Annotated in this window: 17 protein-coding genes and 2 pseudogenes; 11 read left to right on the plus strand and 8 right to left on the minus strand. The window is 59.9% G+C overall.

Features of this window, described 5'->3' with window-relative positions; genetic code table 11:
- Positions 1-154 precede the first annotated feature (154 nt).
- Positions 155-3,001 (plus strand): RNA polymerase-associated protein RapA, encoded by a 2,847-nt coding sequence (gene rapA / locus JTJ32_RS19590; RefSeq protein ID WP_210043032.1) that lies wholly within the window; start codon positions 155-157, stop codon positions 2,999-3,001.
- An 87-nt stretch (positions 3,002-3,088) separates the two neighbouring features.
- On the opposite strand, the gene JTJ32_RS19595 is transcribed toward rapA, so the two are convergent.
- Positions 3,089-4,459, minus strand: a complete 1,371-nt coding sequence (locus JTJ32_RS19595; RefSeq protein ID WP_099226069.1) for a spinster family MFS transporter — start codon at positions 4,457-4,459, stop codon at positions 3,089-3,091.
- Between the two features lie 231 nt (positions 4,460-4,690).
- Here JTJ32_RS19595 and JTJ32_RS19600 point away from each other — a divergent pair, with 231 nt between their 5' ends.
- Positions 4,691-7,006, plus strand: coding sequence for a putative bifunctional diguanylate cyclase/phosphodiesterase (locus tag JTJ32_RS19600; protein WP_210043033.1), 2,316 nt, complete (start codon positions 4,691-4,693; stop codon positions 7,004-7,006).
- Between the two features lie 108 nt (positions 7,007-7,114).
- On the opposite strand, the gene JTJ32_RS19605 is transcribed toward JTJ32_RS19600, so the two are convergent.
- Entirely contained in the window at positions 7,115-7,420 is a 306-nt protein-coding gene (locus JTJ32_RS19605) for a DUF2288 domain-containing protein (protein WP_099226071.1), read from the minus strand.
- Positions 7,421-7,748: 328 nt separating this feature from the next.
- On the opposite strand from JTJ32_RS19605, the gene JTJ32_RS19610 reads away from it, so the two are divergent.
- From JTJ32_RS19610 to JTJ32_RS19630, 5 genes are all read left to right on the plus strand, one after another.
- Positions 7,749-8,873, plus strand: a complete 1,125-nt coding sequence (locus tag JTJ32_RS19610; RefSeq protein WP_099226072.1) for a branched-chain amino acid ABC transporter substrate-binding protein — start codon at positions 7,749-7,751, stop codon at positions 8,871-8,873.
- Between the two features lie 211 nt (positions 8,874-9,084).
- On the plus strand, positions 9,085-10,008 hold the full coding sequence (livH, locus tag JTJ32_RS19615; RefSeq protein ID WP_099226073.1) for a high-affinity branched-chain amino acid ABC transporter permease LivH: 924 nt from the start codon (positions 9,085-9,087) through the stop codon (positions 10,006-10,008).
- Positions 10,005-11,270, plus strand: coding sequence for a high-affinity branched-chain amino acid ABC transporter permease LivM (locus JTJ32_RS19620; protein ID WP_099226074.1), 1,266 nt, complete (start codon positions 10,005-10,007; stop codon positions 11,268-11,270). The genes livH and JTJ32_RS19620 overlap by 4 nt, the downstream gene beginning before the upstream one ends.
- Positions 11,267-12,034 carry a high-affinity branched-chain amino acid ABC transporter ATP-binding protein LivG gene (gene livG / locus JTJ32_RS19625; protein ID WP_099226075.1) on the plus strand — a complete coding sequence of 256 codons (768 nt, stop codon included), beginning with the start codon at positions 11,267-11,269 and terminating at the stop codon, positions 12,032-12,034. The genes JTJ32_RS19620 and livG overlap by 4 nt, the downstream gene beginning before the upstream one ends.
- On the plus strand, positions 12,035-12,736 hold the full coding sequence (locus JTJ32_RS19630) for an ABC transporter ATP-binding protein (protein ID WP_099226076.1): 702 nt from the start codon (positions 12,035-12,037) through the stop codon (positions 12,734-12,736).
- 351 nt (positions 12,737-13,087) lie between these two features.
- Here JTJ32_RS19630 and JTJ32_RS26465 read toward each other — a convergent pair.
- Positions 13,088-13,207 (minus strand): annotated as a pseudogene (locus JTJ32_RS26465) (LysR family transcriptional regulator); the annotation flags it as partial.
- Here JTJ32_RS26465 and JTJ32_RS19635 point away from each other — a divergent pair.
- The 4 genes and pseudogenes from JTJ32_RS19635 to nhaA form a co-directional block, all read left to right on the plus strand.
- Positions 13,192-13,329: pseudogene (locus tag JTJ32_RS19635) on the plus strand (short chain dehydrogenase); the annotation flags it as partial. The pseudogenes JTJ32_RS26465 and JTJ32_RS19635 overlap by 16 nt on opposite strands.
- Before the next feature lie 50 nt (positions 13,330-13,379).
- Positions 13,380-14,060, plus strand: a complete 681-nt coding sequence (locus JTJ32_RS19640; RefSeq protein WP_210043034.1) for a COG3650 family protein — start codon at positions 13,380-13,382, stop codon at positions 14,058-14,060.
- A gap of 153 nt (positions 14,061-14,213) precedes the next feature.
- Positions 14,214-15,827: an NAD(P)/FAD-dependent oxidoreductase gene (locus JTJ32_RS19645; RefSeq protein WP_184320764.1), complete on the plus strand. Its 1,614-nt coding sequence runs from the start codon at positions 14,214-14,216 to the stop codon at positions 15,825-15,827.
- A gap of 276 nt (positions 15,828-16,103) precedes the next feature.
- Positions 16,104-17,288, plus strand: a complete 1,185-nt coding sequence (gene nhaA, locus JTJ32_RS19650; RefSeq protein ID WP_210043035.1) for a Na+/H+ antiporter NhaA — start codon at positions 16,104-16,106, stop codon at positions 17,286-17,288.
- A 71-nt stretch (positions 17,289-17,359) separates the two neighbouring features.
- Here nhaA and JTJ32_RS19655 read toward each other — a convergent pair whose 3' ends face one another.
- From JTJ32_RS19655 to dinG, 5 genes are all read right to left on the minus strand, one after another.
- Positions 17,360-17,824: an outer membrane lipoprotein gene (locus tag JTJ32_RS19655; protein ID WP_004887833.1), complete on the minus strand. Its 465-nt coding sequence runs from the start codon at positions 17,822-17,824 to the stop codon at positions 17,360-17,362.
- Between the two features lie 147 nt (positions 17,825-17,971).
- Positions 17,972-18,619, minus strand: a complete 648-nt coding sequence (gene pdxH, locus JTJ32_RS19660) for a pyridoxamine 5'-phosphate oxidase (RefSeq protein WP_099226080.1) — start codon at positions 18,617-18,619, stop codon at positions 17,972-17,974.
- Between the two features lie 134 nt (positions 18,620-18,753).
- Entirely contained in the window at positions 18,754-19,893 is a 1,140-nt protein-coding gene (locus tag JTJ32_RS19665) for an OmpA family protein (protein ID WP_210043036.1), read from the minus strand.
- A 155-nt stretch (positions 19,894-20,048) separates the two neighbouring features.
- On the minus strand, positions 20,049-21,197 hold the full coding sequence (locus JTJ32_RS19670) for a serine hydrolase domain-containing protein (RefSeq protein ID WP_210043037.1): 1,149 nt from the start codon (positions 21,195-21,197) through the stop codon (positions 20,049-20,051).
- A 118-nt stretch (positions 21,198-21,315) separates the two neighbouring features.
- The gene (dinG, locus tag JTJ32_RS19675; RefSeq protein WP_210043038.1) at positions 21,316-23,460 is read right to left on the minus strand and encodes an ATP-dependent DNA helicase DinG; all 2,145 of its coding nucleotides are present in this window, start codon (positions 23,458-23,460) and stop codon (positions 21,316-21,318) included.
- Positions 23,461-23,468: the final 8 nt, after the last annotated feature.

The raw sequence follows: 23,468 nt of genomic DNA on the forward strand, positions 1-23,468 counted from the left end.
AAGGCTTTTTTTGACCGGGCTTAATGAAATAAGTGCCATGAAAGGAAAAATTCGCCGGTTCGCAGCGAATCCTGAGGTTTTTCAACGCTACCTTTGGTCTTCATGGCGCGTTCCGTTAACATAGTCGGCTTTTTCACGTCGGGAGACAGGCAGCATGGCGCAGCAGTATCAACCGGGGCAACGCTGGATTAGCGACAGCGAAGCCGAGCTGGGTTTGGGCACCGTTCTGGCACAGGATGGCCGCTTATTGACCGTGCTCTACCCGGCCACTGGCGAGACACGCCAGTACTCACTGCGTAATGCACCGCTGACCCGCGTGCGTTTCTCTCCGGGCGATGTGATCACTCACTTCGAAAACTGGAAGATGACCGTTCGCGAAGTGGACGATGTCGACGGGCTGCTGGTGTACCACGGTCTGAATGCCCGCAACGAAGTGGTCACGCTGCCGGAAACCCAGTTGTCGAACTTCATTCAGTTCCGTCTGGCGACCGACCGTCTGTTCGCCGGCCAGATCGACCAGTTGTCGTGGTTCTCGCTGCGCTACAACACCCTTGAACACACCAGCCGCCAATTGCAGTCCTCGCTCTGGGGTCTGGGCGGCGTGCGTGCCCAACCGATTGCCCACCAGTTGCACATTGCCCGTGAAGTAGCCGACCGCATTGCGCCGCGCGTTCTGCTCGCCGACGAAGTGGGCTTGGGCAAGACCATCGAAGCCGGTCTGGTGATTCATCGTCAGCTGTTGTCCGGTCGTGCCAATCGTGTGCTGATTCTGGTGCCGGAAAACCTCCAGCACCAATGGCTGGTCGAAATGCGCCGCCGTTTCAACCTGCAGGTCGCGCTGTTCGACGCCGAACGCTTTATGGAAAGCGATGCGGGCAACCCGTTCGAAGACACGCAACTGGCGCTGGTTGCGCTGGAATGGCTGGTCTCGGATGAAAAGGCTCAGGACGCGCTGTTCGCAGCGGGCTGGGACCTGATGGTGGTCGACGAAGCGCACCACCTGGTCTGGCACGAAGACAAGGCCAGCAGCGAGTACTCGCTGGTCGAGCAACTGGCTGAGGTTATCCCCGGCGTATTGCTGCTGACGGCAACCCCGGAACAGCTGGGTCAGGACAGCCACTTCGCGCGTCTGCGCCTGCTGGACCCGAATCGTTTCCACGACCTGAACGCCTTCCGCGCCGAGAGCGAAAATTATCGCCCGGTCGCTCAAGCCGTGCAGGAACTGCTCGACAAGGGCGTGCTCTCGGCAGAAGCACAGAAAACCATTCACGGTTTCCTGGGTGCCGAAGGCGACACCTTGCTGGCTGCGGTGAATGCAGGCGACGACGAAGCCAAGGCCCGTCTGATTCGCGAATTGCTGGACCGCCACGGCACAGGTCGCGTGCTGTTCCGTAACACTCGCGCCGCCGTGCAGGGTTTTCCGGAGCGCAAGCTGCACGAATACCCGCTGCCCTGCCCGGCAGAATATCTGGAACTGCCGCTGGGCGAGCACGCCGACCTGTACCCGGAAGTCAGCTTCCAGGCGCATTCCGAGGTCAGCGAAGAAGAGCGCTGGTGGCGTTTCGACCCCCGCGTCGACTGGCTGATCGACACGCTCAAGATGCTCAAGCGCGTCAAGGTCCTCGTCATCTGCGCCCACGCCGAAACCGCCATGGACCTGGAAGACGCACTACGCGTGCGCTCCGGCATTCCGGCCACGGTCTTCCACGAAGGCATGAACATCCTCGAACGTGACCGTGCTGCTGCCTACTTTGCCGACGAAGAATTCGGTGCACAGGTGTTGATCTGCTCGGAAATCGGCAGTGAAGGCCGTAACTTCCAGTTCGCCCACCACCTGGTGCTGTTCGATCTGCCGTCGCACCCGGACCTGCTGGAACAGCGTATCGGCCGTCTGGACCGTATCGGCCAGAAACACACCATCGAGCTGCATGTGCCCTTCCTGGAAACCAGCCCACAAGCCCGATTGTTCCAGTGGTATCACGAAGCGCTGAACGCGTTCCTCAATACCTGCCCGACCGGTAACGCGTTGCAGCATCAGTTCGGCCCTCGTCTGCTGCCGTTGCTGGAAAGCGGTGATGATGACGAATGGCAGGCCCTGATCGACGAAGCCCGTGCCGAACGCGAGCGTCTGGAAAGCGAACTGCACACAGGTCGCGACCGCTTGCTGGAACTCAATTCTGGCGGCGCGGGCGAAGGTGAGGCGCTGGTCGAAGCAATTCTGGAACAAGACGACCAATTCAGCCTGCCGATCTACATGGAAACCCTGTTCGACGCGTTCGGCATCGACAGCGAAGACCATTCGGAAAACGCACTGATCCTCAAGCCGAGCGAGAAGATGCTCGACGCCAGCTTCCCGCTGGGCGACGAAGAAGGCGTGACCATCACCTACGACCGCAATCAGGCGTTGTCTCGCGAAGACATGCAGTTCATCACCTGGGAACACCCGATGGTGCAGGGCGGCATGGATCTGGTGCTGTCCGGTTCGATGGGCAACACCGCCGTGGCGCTGATCAAGAACAAGGCGCTCAAGCCGGGCACCGTGTTGCTGGAACTGATCTACGTCAGCGAAGTGGTTGCGCCGCGTTCGCTGCAACTGGGCCGCTACCTGCCACCGGCTGCACTGCGCTGCCTGCTTGATCCCAACGGCAATGATCTGTCGAGCCGCGTGTCGTTCAATACCCTGAACGACCAGCTCGAAAGCGTGCCACGTGCCAGCGCCAACAAGTTCATCCAGGCCCAGCGCGACGTGCTGACGCCGCGGATCAATGCAGGCGAAGAGAAGATCACGCCGAAACACGCCGCGCGCGTGGCTGAGGCGCAACGTCGTCTGGCTGCTGATACCGAAGAAGAACTGGCGCGCCTGACCGCCCTGCAGGCCGTCAACCCGACGGTGCGCGACAGCGAACTGGTAGCCCTGCGCAGTCAGCGTGAGCAAGGTCTGGCCATGCTCGAGAAGGCCGCGCTGCGACTGGAAGCGATCAGGGTGCTGGTCGCAGGCTGATCGGCGTCCCTGTCGACGCTGGACGCGGAGCGTCCCGAGAGGCATTCCCATCGCTCTGCGTGGGAATGCATCCGGTGACGTTTCGCGTCACACCGCCGCCGGGTCCGCCACGACTTCTGCCGGTTCCTCGGCGACCATTCTTGCCTTCATCCGCTCAGCGTCCCTGCTGAAGCAACGTGATGCCAGATACAAAAACACCAGCGTCATCAGCAATGCCGCCGGGATCAGGTACATGGCGTCGTGCAGACCGATGGCCTTGAAGCTTTCGTTCATCACGTCGGCCCCTGCGACCGCCATCGCTGCATGGGCGAAATGATCGGACAGCAAGCCAACCACAACCGGCCCCGCGCCACCGCCCAGCAGGTACAGTCCGGCGAAAAACAATGCCATTGCCGTCGCCCTCAGGCGTGGTTCGACCACGTCCTGAATGGCCGTGTAAACGCAGGTGTAGAAGTTGTAGGCGAACAACCAGCCCACGCTGAATACCGCCACGAACACGCCGATTTCAATGCGTCCGGCGTGCAAGGCATAGCCTGTGGCGATCGTCGCCACCAACATGCTGAACGCCGCGAACAACAGCCTTCCATTGGGCGAACGCTGGTGCAGTTTGTCGGCGATCCAGCCGCCTGCCGTCAGGCCTAACAATCCGGTCACGCCGACGATCACGCCCGTCGCGACTGCAGCTTCCTGCAAGGGCAGGAGGAAATAGCGTTGCAGCATCGGCACCATGAACGAGTTGCAGGCGTAAGTGGCGAAATTGAAGGTCAGGCCGCCGAGCACCAGCCAGCGGAATGTGGGGATCGACAGTACTCGGCGGATCGGTTTCTCGATTTTGACTTCCGACATGCGCACGCTTTCAGCCGCGCCACGCTTGGGTTCCTTGATGAAAAAGATGAACACGGCCAGCAGCAGCCCAGGCACCGCTGCGATGAAGAAGGGGGCGCGCCAGCTGTCGAACGCCTTGACCATGGCACCGATGGTGAAGAACGCCAGCAGCAGACCCAATGGCAGTCCCAACATGAAAATGCCCATGGCACGGGAACGTTTATGCGCCGGAAACAGGTCACCGATCAGCGAATTCGCCGCAGGCGCATAACTGGCCTCGCCGATACCTACGCCCATGCGCACCAACAGAAAGGTCCAGAAACTGCCGACCATGCCATTGACCGCCGTCAAGCCGCTCCACACCGCCAGACCACAACCCATCAGCTTCTTGCGCGATCCGTTGTCCGCCATACGCCCCAGCGGCAGACCGGCGATGGCGTATACCAGCGTGAACGCGGTTCCCAGAAGCCCTAGCTGAAAATCACTCAGGTGCCATTCCATGCGAATGGGCTCGACGATTATGGCCGGGATGGTGCGGTCAAAGAAGTTGAACAGGTTGGCGAGGAACAACAAAAAGAGGACGCGCCATGCGTTGGCGGCCTGAATAGGGGTTTCCGTCCGAAGCGTGGTCATGAGGCGATCGTCCCTTCTTATTAGTGGTAACAATCTAGAAGGCTGAGGGTGGCGTGTCTGTAAACATTCGTAAACCGCATCTTCGATGAAGATTTCTTATAACTATTCGTTATTGCCGCTTTTCAGATTCCTGGAGATGCGTACTGGCAAACTGACAACAGCTTCTATACTCACTCCGAATCGCCAGGCCTTTAGCCTTGGCGCCCTGGCAGTAAAGATATAGGGCTTGCTATGGAGTGGCTGGGTTTGAATGTGTTCGCCGGGGTCCCGGCGGACGGGCAACTGTTGATCAACTGCAGTCATAATCTGTTTCTGGTTGCGCTGGCGTACGGAGTCGCCTGTGCCGCGTGCTTCGCGACACTGGACATCGCCGACCGGGTCATTCAGGTCGAAGCCCTCAAAAGCAGACGCATCTGGAAGGCGCTGGGAGCGCTGTGTCTGGCGGGCGGCGTATGGGCCATGCACTTTATCAGTATGCTGGCTTTTCAGGCACCTCTGACCATCACCTACGATTTGGGCATCACGCTGGCGTCGCTGCTGATCGTGCTGATGACCGCGCTGTTCGCCATCGAGGCGCTGACCATCCAGACACTGACCCTCAGGCGCTGCCTGACGAGCGCGGTGGTCATGGGTCTTGGCATCAGCCTCATGCATTACCTGGGCATGGGGGCCATGCGGTCCGACGCCGTGCAGTACTACGAGCCAAAAACCTTCGTTCTCTCCGTTGTCGTCGCCATTCTTGCCAGCGTGGCCTTGCTCACCCTGCCCCGCCATTTGCGGCAGTACAGCGGCATGTTTCATCAGATGTTTCGTTACGGGCTGAGCGTTTTTCTGGGTGCAGGCCTGCTGACCATGCACCTGATGGGCATGCGCGCCCTGCACCTCGTCATTCCCCAGGGCGCAGAGCTGCACCTGCCGAGCGCTGCAAACAGCCAGCAACTGGGCCTGACCATTGCCGTGATCACCTTGCTGATCATTGCCGGCAGCATCAGTGCGGCGATGGCCGACAAGAAACTGCAGGGCAAGGAGCATGACCTTCAGCGCGTCAATGCGCTGCTCACTCAACTGGATCAGGCGCGGGTCTCGCTTCAGCAGGTAGCGCATTACGACCCGCTGACCAACCTGATCAACCGCCGCGGATTCAACCAGATATTCGCTGAAAAACTGCTCGAGCATACGATCGGACAAGGCATGCTGGCAGTGATGTTCCTGGACATCGACCACTTCAAACGTATCAATGACAGCCTGGGTCACGATGCAGGTGATGAGTTGCTCAAGGTAATCGCCGAGCGAATCCGCAGCGCCACGCGCGTCCAGGACGTGGTGGCGAGGTTCGGGGGTGACGAGTTCTGCATCCTGCTGAGCATCCCCAACTACGAAGAAGCCCGACACTTGGCGCACCGCGTCATGCACAAGATGAAAGAGACCATCGCGCTGGCCGGAAGACGCATGGTCATGACCACCAGCATTGGCATCGCAGTGTTTCCACGGGACGGCTCAACCTGCGATGAATTGCTCAAGCACGCCGACCTCGCCCTCTACCAATCCAAGGGCAACGGCCGTAACCGGGTCAATTTTTTCAGCCCCGCCCTCAAGAACAAAGCCAGTCTGGAATTACATCTGGAAGAGGAGTTGCGCAACGCCCTGCGTGAAGAGACAGGCCTTGAGGTGTACTACCAGCCGATTGTCGATCTGCGCACCGGGCACATCGCCAAGCTGGAAGCGCTGGTGCGCTGGAATCATCCGCAGCACGGACTGCTGGTGCCCGATCGTTTCATCAGTATCGCCGAAGCGAACGGGCTGATTGCCGAACTGGACAACTGGGTACTGCGCCGCGCCTGCCGCGACCTGGGCGCATTGCGCCTCGACGGCCTGGACAAGCTGATCATCACGGTGAACTGTTCGGCGCTGAACCTGAGTCGGGACGAGTTGACCGAAGAAGTGGAACAGGCGCTGAGCGAAGCTAATGTAGCCCCGGGCCGCCTGGAACTGGAGGTGACCGAGAACGCGCTGATGGGCAACATCAGCAATACGATCCTGATGCTCAAGCATATTCGCAGCCTGGGCGTCTCGCTCTCGATCGACGACTTCGGGACCGGTTATTCGTCACTCGCCTACCTGAAACGGCTGCCGCTGGACACACTGAAAATCGATAGATCGTTCATCATCGACATTCCGAAATCGCCTCAGGACATGGAGATCGTTCAGGCGATCATTGTGATGGCCCACACCCTGCGCCTCAAAGTGGTGACAGAAGGCGTCGAGACGCCTGCACAACTGGAATTTCTCAGTCAATTCGGTAGCGATTACGTGCAGGGCTATCTGTTCAGCAAGCCGCAGCCGCTGGAACGGATTCTGCCGCTGGTCAGGGAAACGAACGGACGAGAACCTGCCAGTCTGTGGCCCGCATCGCTCATGCTGGACGTCAAGGATCGGGATGCGGACATACCGCGTTCACTCGATCTGTTCGACGACCTGCCGGGCGCTGAACATGCTCTGGCCACCCGCAGCCCTTCTCGCACACAACGGTCACGATGGTCTGACTGAAAGGCGTGCCCTCGAGCGGGGCGGTGTAGCTTTTTGCTACGCGGGCAATCACGAAGTTACCGTGGCACCCACAAAGGTGCCGTCACGAGCACCCGCATGGCGCACAGATCAGTCCGACGCCCTGTTTTGGATCAACACCCAAGGTGCCACTACCACCGCCCAGAGCAGCGGGTCACTCTCTACAAGCTCGATTGCCTTTGATTCAGACACCTTGCCGACCTTTGCGGCGTCCATCCATGCGGACACTTTGGCAGCGTCGTTTTCGGCTACCGCCTCGGCAACTTCGATCAGATCCAGAGGTGGCTCGACCCACAACAGGGCACCCTTGGCAAAGAATGGTTGCAATTCTTTCCAGCGAATTGAGGCGGTCTCCCCGAGCAGTTTGGCATAGAGGGTGCTAGGTTCTTGCGTCATGGGTTTCACCAGAAAGGAAATCGGCGCAATGATACCGCCGCCTTTCTCGTAGAAAAACCCGGAAGCAAGTGATTGATTGCAGGAAAGCCGCGAAATCCACCACGATCCGCCCGGTCTTCACGACATCGGGGCGGTTGGATTCTGTAACTTTCTTTCGATTAAGCGACACACACCGGTTTACCCCATTGCCCCGTGCTTTCCAAGCGATTCACCGGCACTCTAAACTGTTCCGGTACAGTTGGCGGAGCGGGGGAAGATCGGTGTCGAAGCCGGTCCTGTAGCCTTGGCCAGCAGGATTATAAAAACTACAACGCAAGAGTGGAGCATCATGACTAAGGGTACCAAGAAGCTTTCCAGGCTGTTCGCCGCATTGGTTATGGCCGGGGTTGCCAGCCATTCGTTCGCAGCCGACACCATCAAGATCGGCATCGCCGGTCCCAAGACTGGCCCGGTCGCCGAGTACGGCACCATGCAGTTCAACGGCGCCAGGATGGCCATCGAGCAGATCAACGCCAAGGGCGGTGTCGATGGCAAGAAACTCGAAGCTGTCGAATACGATGATGCCTGCGACCCGAAACAGGCCGTGGCAGTCGCCAACAAGGTCGTCAACGATGGCGTGAAATACGTGATCGGTCACCTGTGCTCCAGCTCCGCTCAACCTGCATCCGACGTCTATGAAGACGAAGGCATCATCATGGTGACCCCGGCAGCCACCAGCCCTGATATCACCAACCGTGGCTACAAGCTGGTATTCCGTACCATCGGTCTGGACAGCGCGCAGGGACCTGCAGCCGGTAACTACATCGCAGACGTCGCCAAGCCGAAAATCGTTGCAGTCATTCACGACAAGCAGCAATACGGCGAAGGCATCGCTTCGGCAGTAAAAACCACGCTGGAAAGCAAAGGCGTCAAGGTTGCCCTGTTCGAAGGCATCAATGCCGGTGACAAGGATTTCTCGTCGCTGATCGCCAAGCTCAAGCAAGCCAATGTCGATTTCGTCTACTACGGCGGCTACCACCCGGAGCTGGGCCAGATTCTGCGCCAGTCCAAGGAAAAAGGCCTGAACGCCAGGTTTATGGGTCCTGAAGGTGTGGGCAACGACTCCATCTCGCAAATCGCTGGCGAAGCCTCCGAAGGCCTGCTGGTCACCCTGCCGAAATCCTTTGACCAGGATCCCGCCAACCAGGCGCTGACCAAGGCCTTCCAGGACAAGAAACAGGATCCGAGCGGTCCGTTCGTCTACCCGTCCTACTCTGCCGTTCAGGTCATTGCCGACGGCATCGCTGCCGCCAAGACCGAAGACACCGACAAGGTGGCGGCCGCCATCCACGCCGGTACGTTCAAGACCCCGATGGGCGAACTGAGCTACGACGCCAAGGGCGACCTGAAGAACTTCCAGTTCGTGGTCTACGAATGGCACTACGGCAAGCCGAAGACCGAAGCCGCCAAATAAGCAGCTTGCGTTGACAACCGAAGCCCACTGCCACCGCAGTGGGCTTTGTTTTACGAATCATGGCCCGCCTGCCGAGATCCGGCAGAGGCCACCTGAAAATCTTAAAACCGTTACCAGCGGTTCGCTGGCGGCGTCACAGGCAACGCATCGACAGAATGCGTACCCGACGCATGCCGGAGAAATGCAGATCAGGTTTTTAGGAGCGCGGTAAATGCCCGAGTTATTCCACTACATGCAACAGCTGGTCAATGGCCTGACCATTGGCAGCACGTATGCATTGATCGCCATCGGCTACACGATGGTTTACGGCATCATCGGAATGATCAACTTCGCCCACGGCGAGGTGTACATGATCGGTTCCTACGTTGCCTTCATGGCGCTTGCCGGCCTTGCAATGATGGGTATCGACAGCCTGCCGCTGTTGATGATCGCAGGTTTCGCCGCCTCCATCATCGTGACCAGCGCCTACGGTTACAGCATCGAACGGGTCGCCTACCGTCCGCTGCGCAACAGCAACCGTCTGATTCCTCTGATTTCTGCGATCGGCATGTCGATCTTTCTGCAGAACTCGGTCCAGCTTTCCCAGGGTTCCGGCAACTTTGCCATCCCTAACCTGCTGCCCGGCAGCCTGTCATTCGGCCCCGGTGGCGCACAGGAAGTGCTGATTTCCTACATGCAGATCGTGGTATTCGCTGTCACGCTGGTGGCCATGACAGGCCTGACCCTCTTCATTTCCCGCTCGCGAATGGGCCGCGCCTGCCGCGCCTGCGCCGAGGACATGAAGATGGCCAACCTGCTGGGTATCAACACCAACACCATCATTGCCCTGACCTTCGTGGTCGGCGCCGCGCTGGCTGCGGTTGCCGCCATGCTGCTCAGCATGCAATACGGCGTGATCAATCCAAGCGCGGGCTTTCTGGTAGGTCTCAAGGCGTTCACCGCTGCGGTACTGGGCGGCATCGGCTCGATTCCGGGCGCCGTGCTCGGCGGTCTGGTGCTGGGCGTCGCCGAAGCCTTCGGTGCCGACATCTTTGGTGATCAGTACAAGGACGTCGTGGCCTTCGGCCTGCTGGTCCTGGTGCTGCTATTTCGCCCGACCGGCATCCTGGGTCGTCCGGAGGTTGAGAAAGTATGAGCAAGTCTTTCAAACAGGCGCTGTTCAGCGCTGCGCTGGTGTGGGCCGTTGCCTACCCGGTGTTCGGCCTGAAACTGGCCTTTTCCGGCGTGACCCTGCAAGTGCATAACGCCAGCCCCATGACCCTGACCGTCATTGCGGCCTGTTCGGTCCTGCTGTTTCTGCGCGTGCTGTTCGCCGAGAAGATCAGCACTTTGCGCAATCGTGATCGCGCCCCACTGATCTCACAGAAAACCAGCGACTTCATGACCCGGCCTACAACCCAGCGCTGGGGCCTTGCCGCCCTGATCGTGCTGGCGTTCGTCTGGCCGTTCTTCGGCTCGCGCGGCGCAGTCGATATCGCAACGCTGATCCTGATCTACGTGATGCTGGGCCTGGGCCTGAACATCGTGGTCGGCCTCGCAGGCCTGCTGGACCTGGGCTACGTCGGTTTCTACGCGGTCGGCGCCTATGGTTACGCGTTGCTGTCGCACTACTTCGGCCTGAGTTTCTGGGAAAGCCTGCCGCTGGCCGGTCTGCTGGCAGCGCTGTTCGGCTTCCTGCTGGGTTTCCCGGTCCTGCGGCTACGGGGCGATTACCTGGCCATCGTGACGCTCGGGTTCGGTGAAATCATCCGTATTTTCCTGCGCAACATGACCGAGATCACCGGCGGCCCGAACGGCATCAGCAACATCGAAAAACCAACCCTGTTCGGCCTGAGCTTCGAACGCCGTGCAGCCGAGGGTGCGCAGACGTTCCACCAGTATTTTGGTCTGGACTACAACCCGATCAGCAAGGTGATCTTCCTCTATCTGATCGCCCTGCTGCTGGCGCTGGCGGCGCTGTTCGTCATCAACCGCCTGCTGCGCATGCCGATCGGTCGTGCCTGGGAAGCCTTACGCGAAGACGAAATTGCCTGCCGTGCACTGGGGCTGAATCCGACCGTGATCAAGCTCTCGGCATTTACCCTGGGGGCAGCGTTCGCCGGTTTCGCAGGCAGCTTCTTCGCCGCTCGCCAGGGTCTGGTAACGCCGGAGTCTTTCACCTTCATCGAGTCGGCAATCATTCTGGCCATTGTGGTCCTTGGCGGCATGGGTTCCCAGCTGGGCGTTATTCTCGCGGCCATTGTGATGATCCTGCTGCCTGAACTGATGCGTGAGTTCAGCGATTACCGCATGTTGATGTTCGGTGCCCTGATGGTGCTGATGATGATCTGGCGTCCTCAGGGTTTCCTGCCGATGCAACGACCTGTCATGAAGTTGAAAGCGGAGGCGGCCAAATGAAACAGCCTCTACTGCAAGCCACAAACCTGAGCATGCGCTTTGGCGGTCTGCTGGCGGTCAATGGCGTTGCCCTGACCGTTCATGAAAAGCAGGTCGTGTCGATGATCGGCCCCAATGGCGCGGGCAAGACCACTGTCTTCAACTGCCTGACCGGTTTCTACAGACCCAGCGGCGGGACCATCCTGCTGGATGGCGAACCGATTCAGGGCCTGGCCGGTCACCAGATTGCGCGCAAGGGCGTAGTGCGGACCTTCCAGAACGTGCGTCTGTTCAAGGAAATGACCGCTGTCGAGAACCTGCTGGTCGCCCAGCATCGTCACTTGAACACCAACTTTCTGTCCGGACTGTTCAAGACGCCGGCCTTCCGTCGCAGCGAACGCGAAGCCATGGACTACGCCGAACACTGGCTGGAAGCCGTCAACCTCAAGGAATTCGCCAATCGCCCGGCCGGGACACTGGCCTACGGTCAGCAGCGCCGCCTGGAAATCGCCCGTTGCATGATGACGCGCCCGCGCATTCTCATGCTGGACGAGCCGGCAGCCGGTCTGAACCCGCGGGAAACCGAAGACCTGAAAGCGCTGATCGGCGTGTTGCGCAACGAGCACAACGCCACAGTGCTGCTGATCGAGCACGACATGAAGCTGGTGATGAGCATTTCCGACCACATCGTAGTGATCAATCAGGGCACGCCACTGGCCGACGGAACGCCGGAACAGATTCGTGACAATCCTGAAGTGATCAAAGCCTACCTGGGGGAAGCGTAAATGCTGCAGTTCGAAAACGTTTCCACCTTCTACGGCAAGATCCAGGCGCTGCACAGCGTCAACGTTGACGTCCGCCAAGGCGAGATCGTGACCCTGATCGGCGCCAACGGTGCCGGCAAGTCCACCTTGCTGATGACCTTGTGCGGCTCACCGCGCGCTCACAGCGGCAGCATCCGTTACATGGGCGAGGAACTGGTCGGCCAGGAATCGTCGGTGATCATGCGCAAGAGCATCGCGGTAGTGCCCGAAGGCCGCCGCGTGTTCGCCCGCCTGACCGTCGAAGAAAACCTGGCCATGGGCGGTTTCTTCACCGAGAAAGGCGATTACCAGGAACAGATGGACAAGGTCTTGCACCTGTTCCCGCGCCTAAAGGAACGTTTCACGCAGCGCGGCGGCACCATGTCCGGCGGCGAACAGCAAATGCTCGCCATCGGCCGTGCGCTGATGAGCAAGCCCAAGCTGTTGCTGCTGGACGAACCGTCGCTAGGTCTGGCGCCCATCATCATTCAGCAGATTTTCGAGATCGTCGAACAACTGCGACGTGATGGCGTGACCGTTTTTCTGGTCGAGCAGAACGCCAACCAGGCCCTTAAAATCGCCGACCGTGCCTATGTGCTGGAAAACGGTCGAGTGGTGATGCAGGGCACCGGTGAAGAGCTGCTGGTCGATCCGAAAGTGCGGGACGCCTATCTGGGCGGCTAGGTTTTGTACGAAAAGTCGGCGAGCGAAGGTCAGGCAAGGCAAAAACAGGCGAGGAAGCGGAGTCTACGTGTTGTAAATGAGCATTCCGAGCCTGTTTTTAACGCAGCATCACCGAGCGCAGCCACTTTTCGTACAGAGCCTAGCAAAGCGCGCCATGATCATGCCCACGCACCTGCGTGGGCATGCCTTCCCTCTCTCACCCTCACGCCAAACGCTCCAGCGCCGAGCCGCTGCGCTCGAACCATCCCACCAGATAATCACCCGCACTCGCCCTGACACTTCGCTCTCGAAGGGTGAACCAGAAACATCGGTGTCGTTGCCGTCTGGTATTCCTTGAGCAGCCTGTGCAACCTGCATGGCCGATAACGGCCTGGCCATCAGCCGTTCATCACTGGCTACCTTTAAGCGAACCGCCAGATCGAAGCCGTCGCGCCGCAAATCGCGCACGCTGTTACTCAGTGCTGCTCGAATCCATGGGCAAGTACAGCGCTTACTTCAGAGGCTTCAAACCTGTTCCCGCCGCCGATGTCGCAATGGCCTATGCCAAAAGCGTAGAAGGCCTGCACACCGGACTGACGTATCAGGTCTTGTGATGCGGCAGCAGTCTGCGTAACGTGGCGGCACTTGTCTGGAGACCCGCCCAATGTTCGCTGCTCGTTCCGTCCTCGTATTCGCCCTTCTGCCGTTGTTCGCCGGTTGCCAGCTGCTGGGCACCAGTACCGACACACCGAAAGTCTCGACGGTCGGCATGATCCGCATGCAGGGCGACCTGACTGGCGAGAACGGGCAGTTGATGTTCAAGCCGTGCAACGAGCAGCGTCGCTACGTGGTCAAGGACCGCAACGACACCGGCCTTCTGCAGGAGGCCGCGAGTCTGGCCGACAGCAAGGGACGCGTCTTTGCGGACCTGCGCGGCTCGTTCGCCGCCAGCAAGGCAGCCAACAGTGACGGTCAACTGGACCTGCACCAGATCTATCGTGTGGAACGACCCGGCCAGTCCTGCGAGGACCTGAACTTCAAGCGCCTGACCTTGCACGTCAATGGCAACAAGCCGGCGTGGAACGTCAACGTCAGCGGCAAGGGCATGGTCCTTGAGCGCGAGGGCCAGCCGCCGCTTGCCGTGCCTTACCTTGAAGAACAACTGCCGGATGGCAGCTTCAGTGTCAGCAGCGAAGCCAACAACCAGCGCATCGAACTCTGGGTCGCGCCACAGCGTTGCGTCGACAGCGTCAACGGGTCGGTGCAACACCTCACCGCCGAGCTGCGCCTCAACGGCCAGGCCCAGCGCGGCTGCGGCTACTACGGCGGCTCGCGGGACGACTGATCCATCCCTGGGACGGGGTTTTGGCGACCGATGGCACCCGTCGTCGCCAGGACTGCACACCTCGACTCGCCGCCAACGGGGTTCAGCGCTTATAATCGCCGGTTCTTGTAGTGCTGTCGGGCTGAACCTGCGGCCCGAAAACTGGACCCCTTAATGTTACGAATCACCGAACTCAAACTGCCGATCGATCATCCGGACGAAGACTTGCGCCCTGCTCTGCTGCAGCGCCTGGGCATCGACAGCAGCGAACTGCTGGACTTCACCCTCTTCAAGCGCAGCTACGATGCGCGCAAGAAGTCCTCCGAACTGTGCTTCATCTACACCATAGACTTTCAGGTCAGTGACGAAGACGGGCTGCTGCGCAAACTGGCCAACGACCGCCACGTCGGCCCGGCGCCCGACATCAGTTACAAGGTGGTCGGCCATGCGCCGGAAGGCCTGAGCGAACGGCCGATAGTCGTCGGCTTCGGCCCTTGCGGGATTTTCGCAGGCCTGTTGCTGGCGCAGATGGGCTTCAAGCCGATCATTCTCGAGCGCGGCAAGGAGGTGCGTCAGCGCACCAAGGACACCTGGGGCCTGTGGCGCAAAAACGTTCTGAACCCGGAGTCCAACGTCCAGTTTGGCGAAGGTGGCGCAGGCACGTTCTCCGATGGCAAGCTCTACAGCCAGATCAAGGACCCGTACTTTCATGGCCGCAAGGTGCTGCACGAGTTTGTGAAGGCTGGCGCGCCGGAAGAAATTCTCTACGTCAGCAAGCCACACATCGGCACCTTCCGCCTGACCGGCGTGGTTGAAAACATGCGTCATCAGATCGAGGAACTGGGCGGCGAAGTACGCTTCCAGCAGCGCGTCACTGATCTGATGATCGACGATGGCCAGTTGAATGGTGTGGTCCTTGAAGGCGGCGAGCAGATCGCGTCACGTCACGTGATTCTCGCGCTGGGCCACAGCGCCCGCGACACGTTCCGCATGCTGCACGGCCGCGGGGTTTTCATGGAGGCCAAGCCGTTTTCGGTGGGTTTCCGTATCGAGCATCCGCAATCGCTGATCGACCGTGCCCGGTTGGGCAAATACGCCGGTCACCCGAAACTGGGGGCTGCCGACTACAAGCTGGTGCATCACGCCACTAACGGCCGCTCGGTGTACAGCTTCTGCATGTGCCCTGGCGGGACAGTGGTTGCGGCGACATCCGAGCCCAATCGTGTGGTGACCAACGGCATGAGCCAGTATTCGCGCAACGAGCGCAATGCCAACTCGGGCATCGTGGTCGGCATCACGCCCGAACAGGACTTCCCGGGCAGCCCGCTGGCCGGTATCGAACTGCAGGAGCGTCTGGAGTCTCACGCTTATCTGCTGGGCGGCAGCACCTACGAAGCGCCTGCGCAGCTGGTCGGCGACTTCATCGCGGGCAAGGCGTCCACCGCGCTGGGCAGCGTCGAACCTTCGTACAAACCGGGGGTGAAGCTGGTCGATCTCGCCGACGCGCTGCCCGCCTTTGCCATTGAAGCCATTCGTGAAGCCCTGCCCGCCTTCGACAAGCAGATCAAAGGCTTTTCGTTGCACGATGCGGTCCTGACCGGCATCGAGACCCGCACATCGGCACCGCTGCGCATCACGCGTGGCCCGAACATGCAAAGCCTCAATACAAAAGGGCTGTACCCGGCCGGCGAAGGCGCAGGTTATGCCGGCGGCATTCTGTCCGCTGGCGTGGACGGCATCCGCATAGCCGAGGCGCTGGTACGAGACATGCTGGGAATCGACGACTGAGCTGCCGCGGCCTGATCACGGGCGTCTTGCCACGCAAGCGTCCGTGCACTGCCAATCTCAATAACTTATAAAGTTACAATTAACATTTAAAATATCAATTTTCAGAAACTTCCTACGCAATTAACTCCACATTCACGACTTAACTAGCAACACAATTTAAGCCCTATTTTTATTGTGCAAGAAACTGTCAAACCTATAACAAAAACGAATATAAATTTTGTTTTAACTCTGCAATCAACGGGTTAGGGTGTCGACCCTTTTTACCGTAGACGGAGAATGGTCGCGCCCATGCGAAATACCATTACGCGCTTTTTTCAGCTCGAAGCAGCGGGAGGCCTGCTGTTGATTGCGGCTGCTGCCCTTGCCCTCGTTATCAATAACTCGCCGCTTTCCTGGCTGTATAACGCTTTTCTGGAGACACCGGTCGAGGCCCGGATAGGCGCCCTGCAAATCGCCAAGCCTCTTTTACTGTGGATCAACGACGGGCTGATGGCGCTGTTTTTTCTGGTCATCGGCCTTGAGGTCAAACGTGAAGTGCTGGAAGGCCATCTGTCCAAACCTTCTCAGATCGTGCTGCCTGGTGCGGCGGCCATCGGCGGCATGGTGGTTCCGGCACTGATCTATGTCGCATTGAATACAGGCAATGCCGAAGCCCTGCACGGCTGGGCCATTCCCATGGCAACCGATATCGCGTTTGCTCTGGGCGTACTCGCGTTGCTCGGCAAACGCGTGCCGGTCTCGCTGAAGCTGTTTCTGATGACGCTGGCGATCATTGATGACCTGGGCGCAATCATCGTCATCGCGCTGGTCTACTCCGGTGAGCTTTCACAGGTATCGCTGATACTGGCGGGCGTATCGATCATTGCGCTGATCGCAATGAACCGGTCCGGCGTGAGCAGGCTTGCGCCTTATTTGCTTATCGGTCTGGTGCTGTGGGTCTGCGTTCTGAAAAGCGGTATTCACGCAACGCTCGCAGGCGTGATGCTGGCGTTCTGCATTCCCTTGCGCACGAGCGCCAAGGCCTCTCCCTTGCTGACCTTGGAACACGGCCTGCATCCATGGGTCGCTTACGGCATCCTCCCTCTGTTTGCGTTCGCCAATGCTGGTGTTTCGCTGGCCGGCGTGACCATGGACAGCTTTACCCATTCGGTCCCGCTGGGCATCGCTGCGGGCCTGTTGCTGGGCAAAACAGCGGGAGTGTTCGGGCTGACCTGGCTGGCGGTCAGGACGCGCCTGGCGTCGCTGCCAAAGGACGCCAACTGGGGCCACGTGCTAGGGGTTTCGATCCTGTGCGGTATCGGTTTCACCATGAGCCTGTTCGTTGGCTCACTGGCGTTCGAGCCAGGCGTCAGCGGGTATGCGGGAGAGGATCGCATGGGCATTCTGACCGGTTCGATACTGTCGGCCATCATTGGCTACGGCGTGATGGTCATGGCCTGCAAGACGACGCCGAAGCGCTGAAAAGAGAGTGCGCCTGAAACGAAAAACCCCGAGCATTTCGGCTCGGGGTTTCGGTTGATTCGTATCGCGGATCAGTGTGTCACGCGGCTCGTGCCGTTGACGGTCATGATACGAACACGCTCGCCGACCCTGAAAATCTCGTTTTCCTCGACCTGCTGCACATAGGCACGCATGCTGCCATCGTCTTCACGAACGGTGATCTCGACGCCCTGAGTGCGCGTCAGACCTTCTTCGGTCGCGGAGCCGAGCAGGCCGCCGGCCACGGCACCGATCACTGCTGCCACGACGCTGCCGCGACCACCACCGATTGCGCTGCCGCCTACACCACCAACGATCGCACCGGCACCTGCGCCGATGGGGGTCTTGGTGCCTTCGATTTTCACTGGACGCAAGGATTCAACGGTACCCAGACGAACGTTCTGTACGGTACGTGCCTCGTCACGGGAATAGGAGTCACCGGTGAGGTTCGAAGTACAGCCGCCCATCGTCAGCGCCATGGCAGTGAACGAAGCAACCAGAAGAGCAGACTTGCGCATAAAAGGTATCTCCAGAGGAACCAGTGGCCATTAGACTATCCGACTTCGATACTGTCACGACCCAGGTTCCGCAATTTATATTCATTCAGGTGCCATACAGCGACAACCCATGTAACGCTCAGACGACCCGGGCGGCAAATAATTCAATCAGGGCGCCAGACGCTCACGTGTCCATTCCCCGTCTTCTAAACGATAGTTCAAACGGTCGTGGAGGCGACTCGAACGCCCCTGCCAGAACTCGATCCGCTCCGGCAGAAGACGATAGCCGCCCCAGTGCTCGGGACAATGAGGCGCGGTGTCGAGAAATCGCTGTTCAGTCTGTTTGATCAGACCTTCAAGCTCTTCACGGTCGGCGATCACCCGGCTTTGCGGCGAGGCCCATGCACCGAGACGGCTGCCCAGCGGCCGGACCTGATAATAGGCGTCCGATTCCTGCACGGAGACCTTTACCACTCGCCCTTCGATACGCACCTGACGCTCCAGCGTCGGCCAGAAAAAGGTCATCGCGGCGAAAGGACGCGCAGCGAGTTGCTGGCCCTTGGCACTGTCGTAGTTGGTGAAGAATGTGAAGCCTTGAGTGTCCAGCCCCTTGAGCAGCAGTACGCGGCAGTGCGGACGCCCCTCCTCGTCAACCGTTGCCAGGGTCATGGCATTGGCTTCAACCGGAGCCTGCTCGGTTTTCACCGCTTCGGCGAACCATTGATGAAACAACGCAAACGGCTCATCCGGTGACTGCGCTTCGGTCAGACCGTCGCGGGTGTAGTCACGGCGCATGTCAGCCAGAGTCTGGGTCATGGTGTGATTCCTGTTGTCGCGGCTGGAGTATCTAACGACTGAACAGTGAGCGAATGCCCTGAGTCAGATCAGACGCGAGGCGTCTGTAGAAGCGTTCCCACGCGAACGTGGGAACGGTCAGGAGCTACCCGGGATCAGTTGCTCGCCTGGGCGTCGGTCTTCTTGGCTGCTGCGTCTTTGGCAGGCGTCTTCGCGGCAGGCTTTTTGGCCGCTGCGGTGGACTTGGCCGGAGCGGCTTTTTTGGCAGTGCTGGCTTTCGCCTTGGCCGGTGCAGCTTTCTTGGCCGTGTCTTTCTTTGCCACAGCCGCTTTCTTGGCCGGGGCTGGGGCAGGCACGACAGGCTTGACGTCCTGAGTCGCGACCATGGTCGGAGCAACCGGAGGCAGCGCATAGCGGCTCATGAGGGCCACCATGGTGTCCTGTGGCGTCATCAGGATTTCGACGCGACGGTTCAGTGCACGACCTTGCGCGCTGTCGTTGGCCGCACGCGGCATCACGGCACCCATGCCTCGCTGGCTCAGGCGCTGACGCTCGAGACCGCTGAGGCGGAAGATCGCCGCAACCGACTGCGCACGCTCCTGACTGATTTTCTGGTTGGCTTCGGTAGGACCCGACGTGTCAGCGTGACCCAGAATCAGCACGGCCGTTTTCTTGTCGCCTTCAACAGCCTTGGCCAGACGGGTGATAGGACCCAGTGTGATCGGCAATAGCATGGCCGGACGATCCGGGTTGAACGAGCTGTCTACCGGCGCAGTGATTGCCAGCAGGTCTTCGCGACGCTCAAGTTCGAACGGAGTGTCCTTGATGGCCGCACGGACGCGAGGCTCGTACTCGTCAAGCCAGGCCTTGGTCACTTTCGGATCAGGCATCGGAGCGGCTTTGGGCTCATCTTTTTTAGCGTCGGCGCTTGGGAAAGGCCACCACCATTTGGTATCGGTTTCAGACTTGGCAACCAGAGCAGGGGCTGCAGGCTTATCCGCAGGCTTGCTGGCAACTGCGTCAGGCGTTGCTGCCGCCTTGTCGTCCGAGCCGAACGGCCAGTACCAAGGGCTGGTACTCTGCGCATCGGCAGCCGGGGCTGGCTTTTCAGCAGCCTTGGCGACCGGCGCTGCAGGGCTCGGCGCCGGAGCTTTTGCGGAGACATCGTCTGCGGCTGCGCCCGAACCGAACTGCCACCAATGGCCGTCAGTTGCAGCAGAATCGGATTGAGGAGTTTGAGCACAGCCGGTGACGGCAATGCACAGAGCAAGAACGAGGCTTTTATTAGACGACATGGATGACCCACAACAGTTTTTGATCAGACAGAAGGAACGTTGTTACGTCCGTATAACACGCATGAAGTTACAGGTGGAAAGAGAAACCGTCATACGGCCCCGTTATACCCCGTTTAACTGACAGTCGGTATGAAACAAACACTTATAGACGAAACTTACTGCAAACACTCACGTAACGCCCTGACCAGTTTTTGTGCACGGGGATCCATGAGAATGTAAGGGCCTAGCGTGTTGGTGACGAAGCCAAACGCCACCTCGTAATCAGGGTCTGCAAAGCCTACCGAACCCCCGGCACCCGGATGACCGAATGCTTTCGGGCCCAGTGCGAAGGTCGCGTTGGCCACGGTCGGCTGGTCCAGCATGCAACCCAGACCGAATCGGGTCGGAGTCAACAGGGTCTTGTCCTGGCCGAGGCTGTGTTCACGCGTCAGCTCGTTAAGCAACTCGGCTTCCAGCAGGCTTCCGTCCAGCAGACCGTTATAGAAGCCCGCCAGACTGCGGGCATTGCCATGGCCATTGGCAGCAGGTTGCTGCATGCGACGCCATTCCGGCTTGTTGGTGCTGGTCAGGATCGATGGCGGATTGGTAAAAGCCTTTGCCGTGATCGAGGCAGGCTCACGCATTGTCGCATGCAGGACACGCTGGGCCGCATCATCGCCGACATTGCCTTTGCCTCGCGCGATGTGCGCCACGCGATGGAACTGGTCATCGGCCAACCCCACATGAAAATCCAGCCCCAAGGGACGTGCAACCCGCGCAACGATGGACTCGCCCGGACCACGGCCATCGGCACGACGCAGCATCTCGCCAATCAGCCAGCCGTACGTAATGGCGGCGTAGCCATGGCCCTGGCCCGGAGTCCACCAGGGTTCTTCGGCCGCCAGGGCAGCGGTCATGGTGTCCCATTGGTAAAGCGCTTCTACGGGCAGTTGTGCATGGATGGCCGGCAGTGCCGCTTGATGACACAGTAACTGACGCAAGGTAATAGAAGCCTTGCCTGCAGCGGCAAACTCGGGCCAGATCCGGGCCACGGGGTCGTCCAGTTGCAGCTTGCCCTCTTCAACGAGTTGCAGAACGGCAACGCTGGCAAAGGTCTTGGTGCAGGAGAACAGGTTGGCGATGGTATCGGTATGCCAGGCTTCAGCGCCGTCCTTGTCAGCGGTGCCGGCCCAGAGATCGACGACCGTCTGACCGCCAACCTGGATGCACAACGCAGCGCCGCGCTCCTGAGGATCGTCAAAAAGCGTCGCAAAGGCTTCACGCACTGCTTCGAATTCAAGTTCGAAATGACCCTGGATCTGCAAAACCGCTGACTCCTGAATGTCGCGTTGAAGGCCCTGAATACGGCCAACTGAATGGGCGCACATTGTTCCAGCGATTGGCCGTTTTGGGAACTGCTGCCAGACGCCGTTCAGCCTTGATTCAGGAGATTTCCCGGTGGAACGGCGGCAGTGCGTTGAGGATTGCTTTGCCGTAACGCTGAGTCACCACCCGGCGATCCAGCAGCGTGATGGTGCCGCGGTCTTCTTCGGTGCGCAGCAGACGTCCGCAGGCCTGGACCAGACGCAGTGACGCATCCGGCACGGCAATCTCCATGAACGGGTTGCCGCCACGTGCCTCGATCCATTCGGCCAGCGCAGCTTCGACGGGATCATCCGGCACCGCGAACGGGATCTTGGCGATCACCACGTGCTCACAATACGCACCGGGCAAATCCACACCCTCGGCAAAGCTGGCCAGCCCGAACAGCACGCTGGATTCGCCACTGTCGACCCGCGCCTTGTGCTTGTTCAGGGTTTCCTGTTTCGACAGATTGCCCTGGATGAACACTTGCTTGCGCCAGTCCCGATCCAGCCCATCGAACACGTCCTGCATCTGTTTGCGCGAAGAGAACAGCACCAGCGTGCCGCGCGAGCCTTCGACCAGACCCGGCAAGTCACGGATGATGGCTGCGGTATGGGCGACCGCATCACGCGGGTCGGCCTTGAGGTCCGGCACCCGCAGCACGCCGGCATCGGCATGGTGGAACGGGCTCGGTACAACCGCCGTGATTGCACCTTTCGGCAGGCCGGCACGCATGCGGTAACGATCGAATTTACCCAGCGCAGTCAGTGTGGCCGACGTCACGAGCGCACCGTAGGCGATGTTCCACAGGTTGCGGCGCAACATCTCGGCCGCCAGGATCGGACTGGCGTTGACCTCGATGTCAAACAGCGCCCCGCTGTCGGCCAGCGTCAGCCAGCGGGCCATGGGTGGGCTGTCTTCCGGATCTTCGGCGGTAAATGCCGTCCACAACTCCCAGTTGCCGTGGGCACGGGCCAGCAGGCTGCCAAACAGCGGATACCATTCTTCGGCCTGATGGCTGGCGATGCCGATGTTGACCTCGCCGTCCATACCTTCCTTGAGCAGATCGGTCAGGCGGGTAAAGAGGTCGTCCAGGCGGGCAAAGCCTTTCTTGAGCTCGATGCCCATCTCGCGGATGTGCTCGGGAATGACGCCACCCACGAAGCGATGACGCGGACGTTCGCGGCCCTGCATGTCTTCACCGGCGCGGAAATCGGCCAGCTGCTCGCAGGCACCGAACATGAACTGCTGGTGGCCCTTGATCTCGCGGGCCAGTTCCGGCACCTGCTCGATCAGCTTGCCCAGGTCGCCCGGCAACGGATGCTGGGCCAGCAGCTTGGCCAGGTTCTTGGCGGTCTGTTCCAGCCAGTCGGCGGTGGAGCGCAGGCGGGTGTAATGCGCGAAATGGCCGATAGCCTTGTCCGGCAGATGGTGGCCTTCGTCGAACACGTACAGCGTGTCACGCGGATCAGGCAACACGGCACCGCCGCCCAACGCGAGGTCGGCCAGTACCATGTCGTGGTTGGTGACGATCACATCGACCTTGCCCATGCCCTCACGCGCTTTATAGAAAGCGCACTGTTGAAAGTTGGGGCAATGGCGGTTGGTGCACTGGCTGTGGTCGGTGGTGAGACGCGCCCAGTCCTTGTCATCCAGCTCCTGAGGCCAGCTGTCGCGGTCGCCATCCCATTTGTTGCCTGCCAGCTTCTGCAGCATGCTGGTGAACAGCTTCTGGCTGGCTTCGTCGACTTCAATCTTGAAGCCTTCTTCCTCGAACAGTTGCGCGGTCGCGTTGGTGGCATCGCTTTCCTGCAGCAGCATGTCGAGCTTGGACAGGCACATGTAACGGCCACGCCCCTTGGCCAGCGCGAAGGTGAAATTCAGGCCGGTGTTGCGCATCAGGTCGGGGAGGTCCTTGTAGACGATCTGCTCCTGCAGCGCGACGGTTGCCGTGGCAATCACCAGACGTTTACCAGCGGCCTTGGCCGTAGGGATCGACGCGATGGCGTAGGCCACGGTCTTGCCCGTACCGGTGCCCGCTTCCACGGCGACCACGGCTGGGTCGCCCGAGCGCCGCCCTTCTTCATCGGTATCGATATCCCCCAGTACCTTGGCGACTTCGGCGATCATCAATCGCTGGCCATAACGTGGCTTGAGGCTCTTGGCTTCGAGGAAACGCGAGTAGGCGCCCTGGATCTGGGATTTGAGTTCGGTACTGATCATTGGCTTCG

This window comes from Pseudomonas alliivorans (assembly GCF_017826695.1).
GTDB lineage: Bacteria > Pseudomonadota > Gammaproteobacteria > Pseudomonadales > Pseudomonadaceae > Aquipseudomonas > Aquipseudomonas alliivorans.

What these genes read in the sequence shown, in the direction of transcription:
- livG (WP_099226075.1), top strand. Translation starts at nt 11,267, where the DNA reads ATGAAACAGCCTCTACTGCAAGCCACAAACCTGAGCATGCGCTTTGGC.
- JTJ32_RS19605 (WP_099226071.1), bottom strand. Translation starts at nt 7,420, where the DNA reads ATGACGCAAGAACCTAGCACCCTCTATGCCAAACTGCTCGGGGAGACC.
- JTJ32_RS19655 (WP_004887833.1), bottom strand. Translation starts at nt 17,824, where the DNA reads ATGCGCAAGTCTGCTCTTCTGGTTGCTTCGTTCACTGCCATGGCGCTG.
- livH (WP_099226073.1), top strand. Translation starts at nt 9,085, where the DNA reads ATGCCCGAGTTATTCCACTACATGCAACAGCTGGTCAATGGCCTGACC.
- JTJ32_RS19645 (WP_184320764.1), top strand. Translation starts at nt 14,214, where the DNA reads ATGTTACGAATCACCGAACTCAAACTGCCGATCGATCATCCGGACGAA.
- JTJ32_RS19620 (WP_099226074.1), top strand. Translation starts at nt 10,005, where the DNA reads ATGAGCAAGTCTTTCAAACAGGCGCTGTTCAGCGCTGCGCTGGTGTGG.
- pdxH (WP_099226080.1), bottom strand. Translation starts at nt 18,619, where the DNA reads ATGACCCAGACTCTGGCTGACATGCGCCGTGACTACACCCGCGACGGT.
- dinG (WP_210043038.1), bottom strand. Translation starts at nt 23,460, where the DNA reads ATGATCAGTACCGAACTCAAATCCCAGATCCAGGGCGCCTACTCGCGT.
- nhaA (WP_210043035.1), top strand. Translation starts at nt 16,104, where the DNA reads ATGGTCGCGCCCATGCGAAATACCATTACGCGCTTTTTTCAGCTCGAA.
- JTJ32_RS19595 (WP_099226069.1), bottom strand. Translation starts at nt 4,459, where the DNA reads ATGACCACGCTTCGGACGGAAACCCCTATTCAGGCCGCCAACGCATGG.
- JTJ32_RS19665 (WP_210043036.1), bottom strand. Translation starts at nt 19,893, where the DNA reads ATGTCGTCTAATAAAAGCCTCGTTCTTGCTCTGTGCATTGCCGTCACC.
- JTJ32_RS19630 (WP_099226076.1), top strand. Translation starts at nt 12,035, where the DNA reads ATGCTGCAGTTCGAAAACGTTTCCACCTTCTACGGCAAGATCCAGGCG.
- JTJ32_RS19600 (WP_210043033.1), top strand. Translation starts at nt 4,691, where the DNA reads ATGGAGTGGCTGGGTTTGAATGTGTTCGCCGGGGTCCCGGCGGACGGG.
- rapA (WP_210043032.1), top strand. Translation starts at nt 155, where the DNA reads ATGGCGCAGCAGTATCAACCGGGGCAACGCTGGATTAGCGACAGCGAA.
- JTJ32_RS19610 (WP_099226072.1), top strand. Translation starts at nt 7,749, where the DNA reads ATGACTAAGGGTACCAAGAAGCTTTCCAGGCTGTTCGCCGCATTGGTT.
- JTJ32_RS19640 (WP_210043034.1), top strand. Translation starts at nt 13,380, where the DNA reads ATGTTCGCTGCTCGTTCCGTCCTCGTATTCGCCCTTCTGCCGTTGTTC.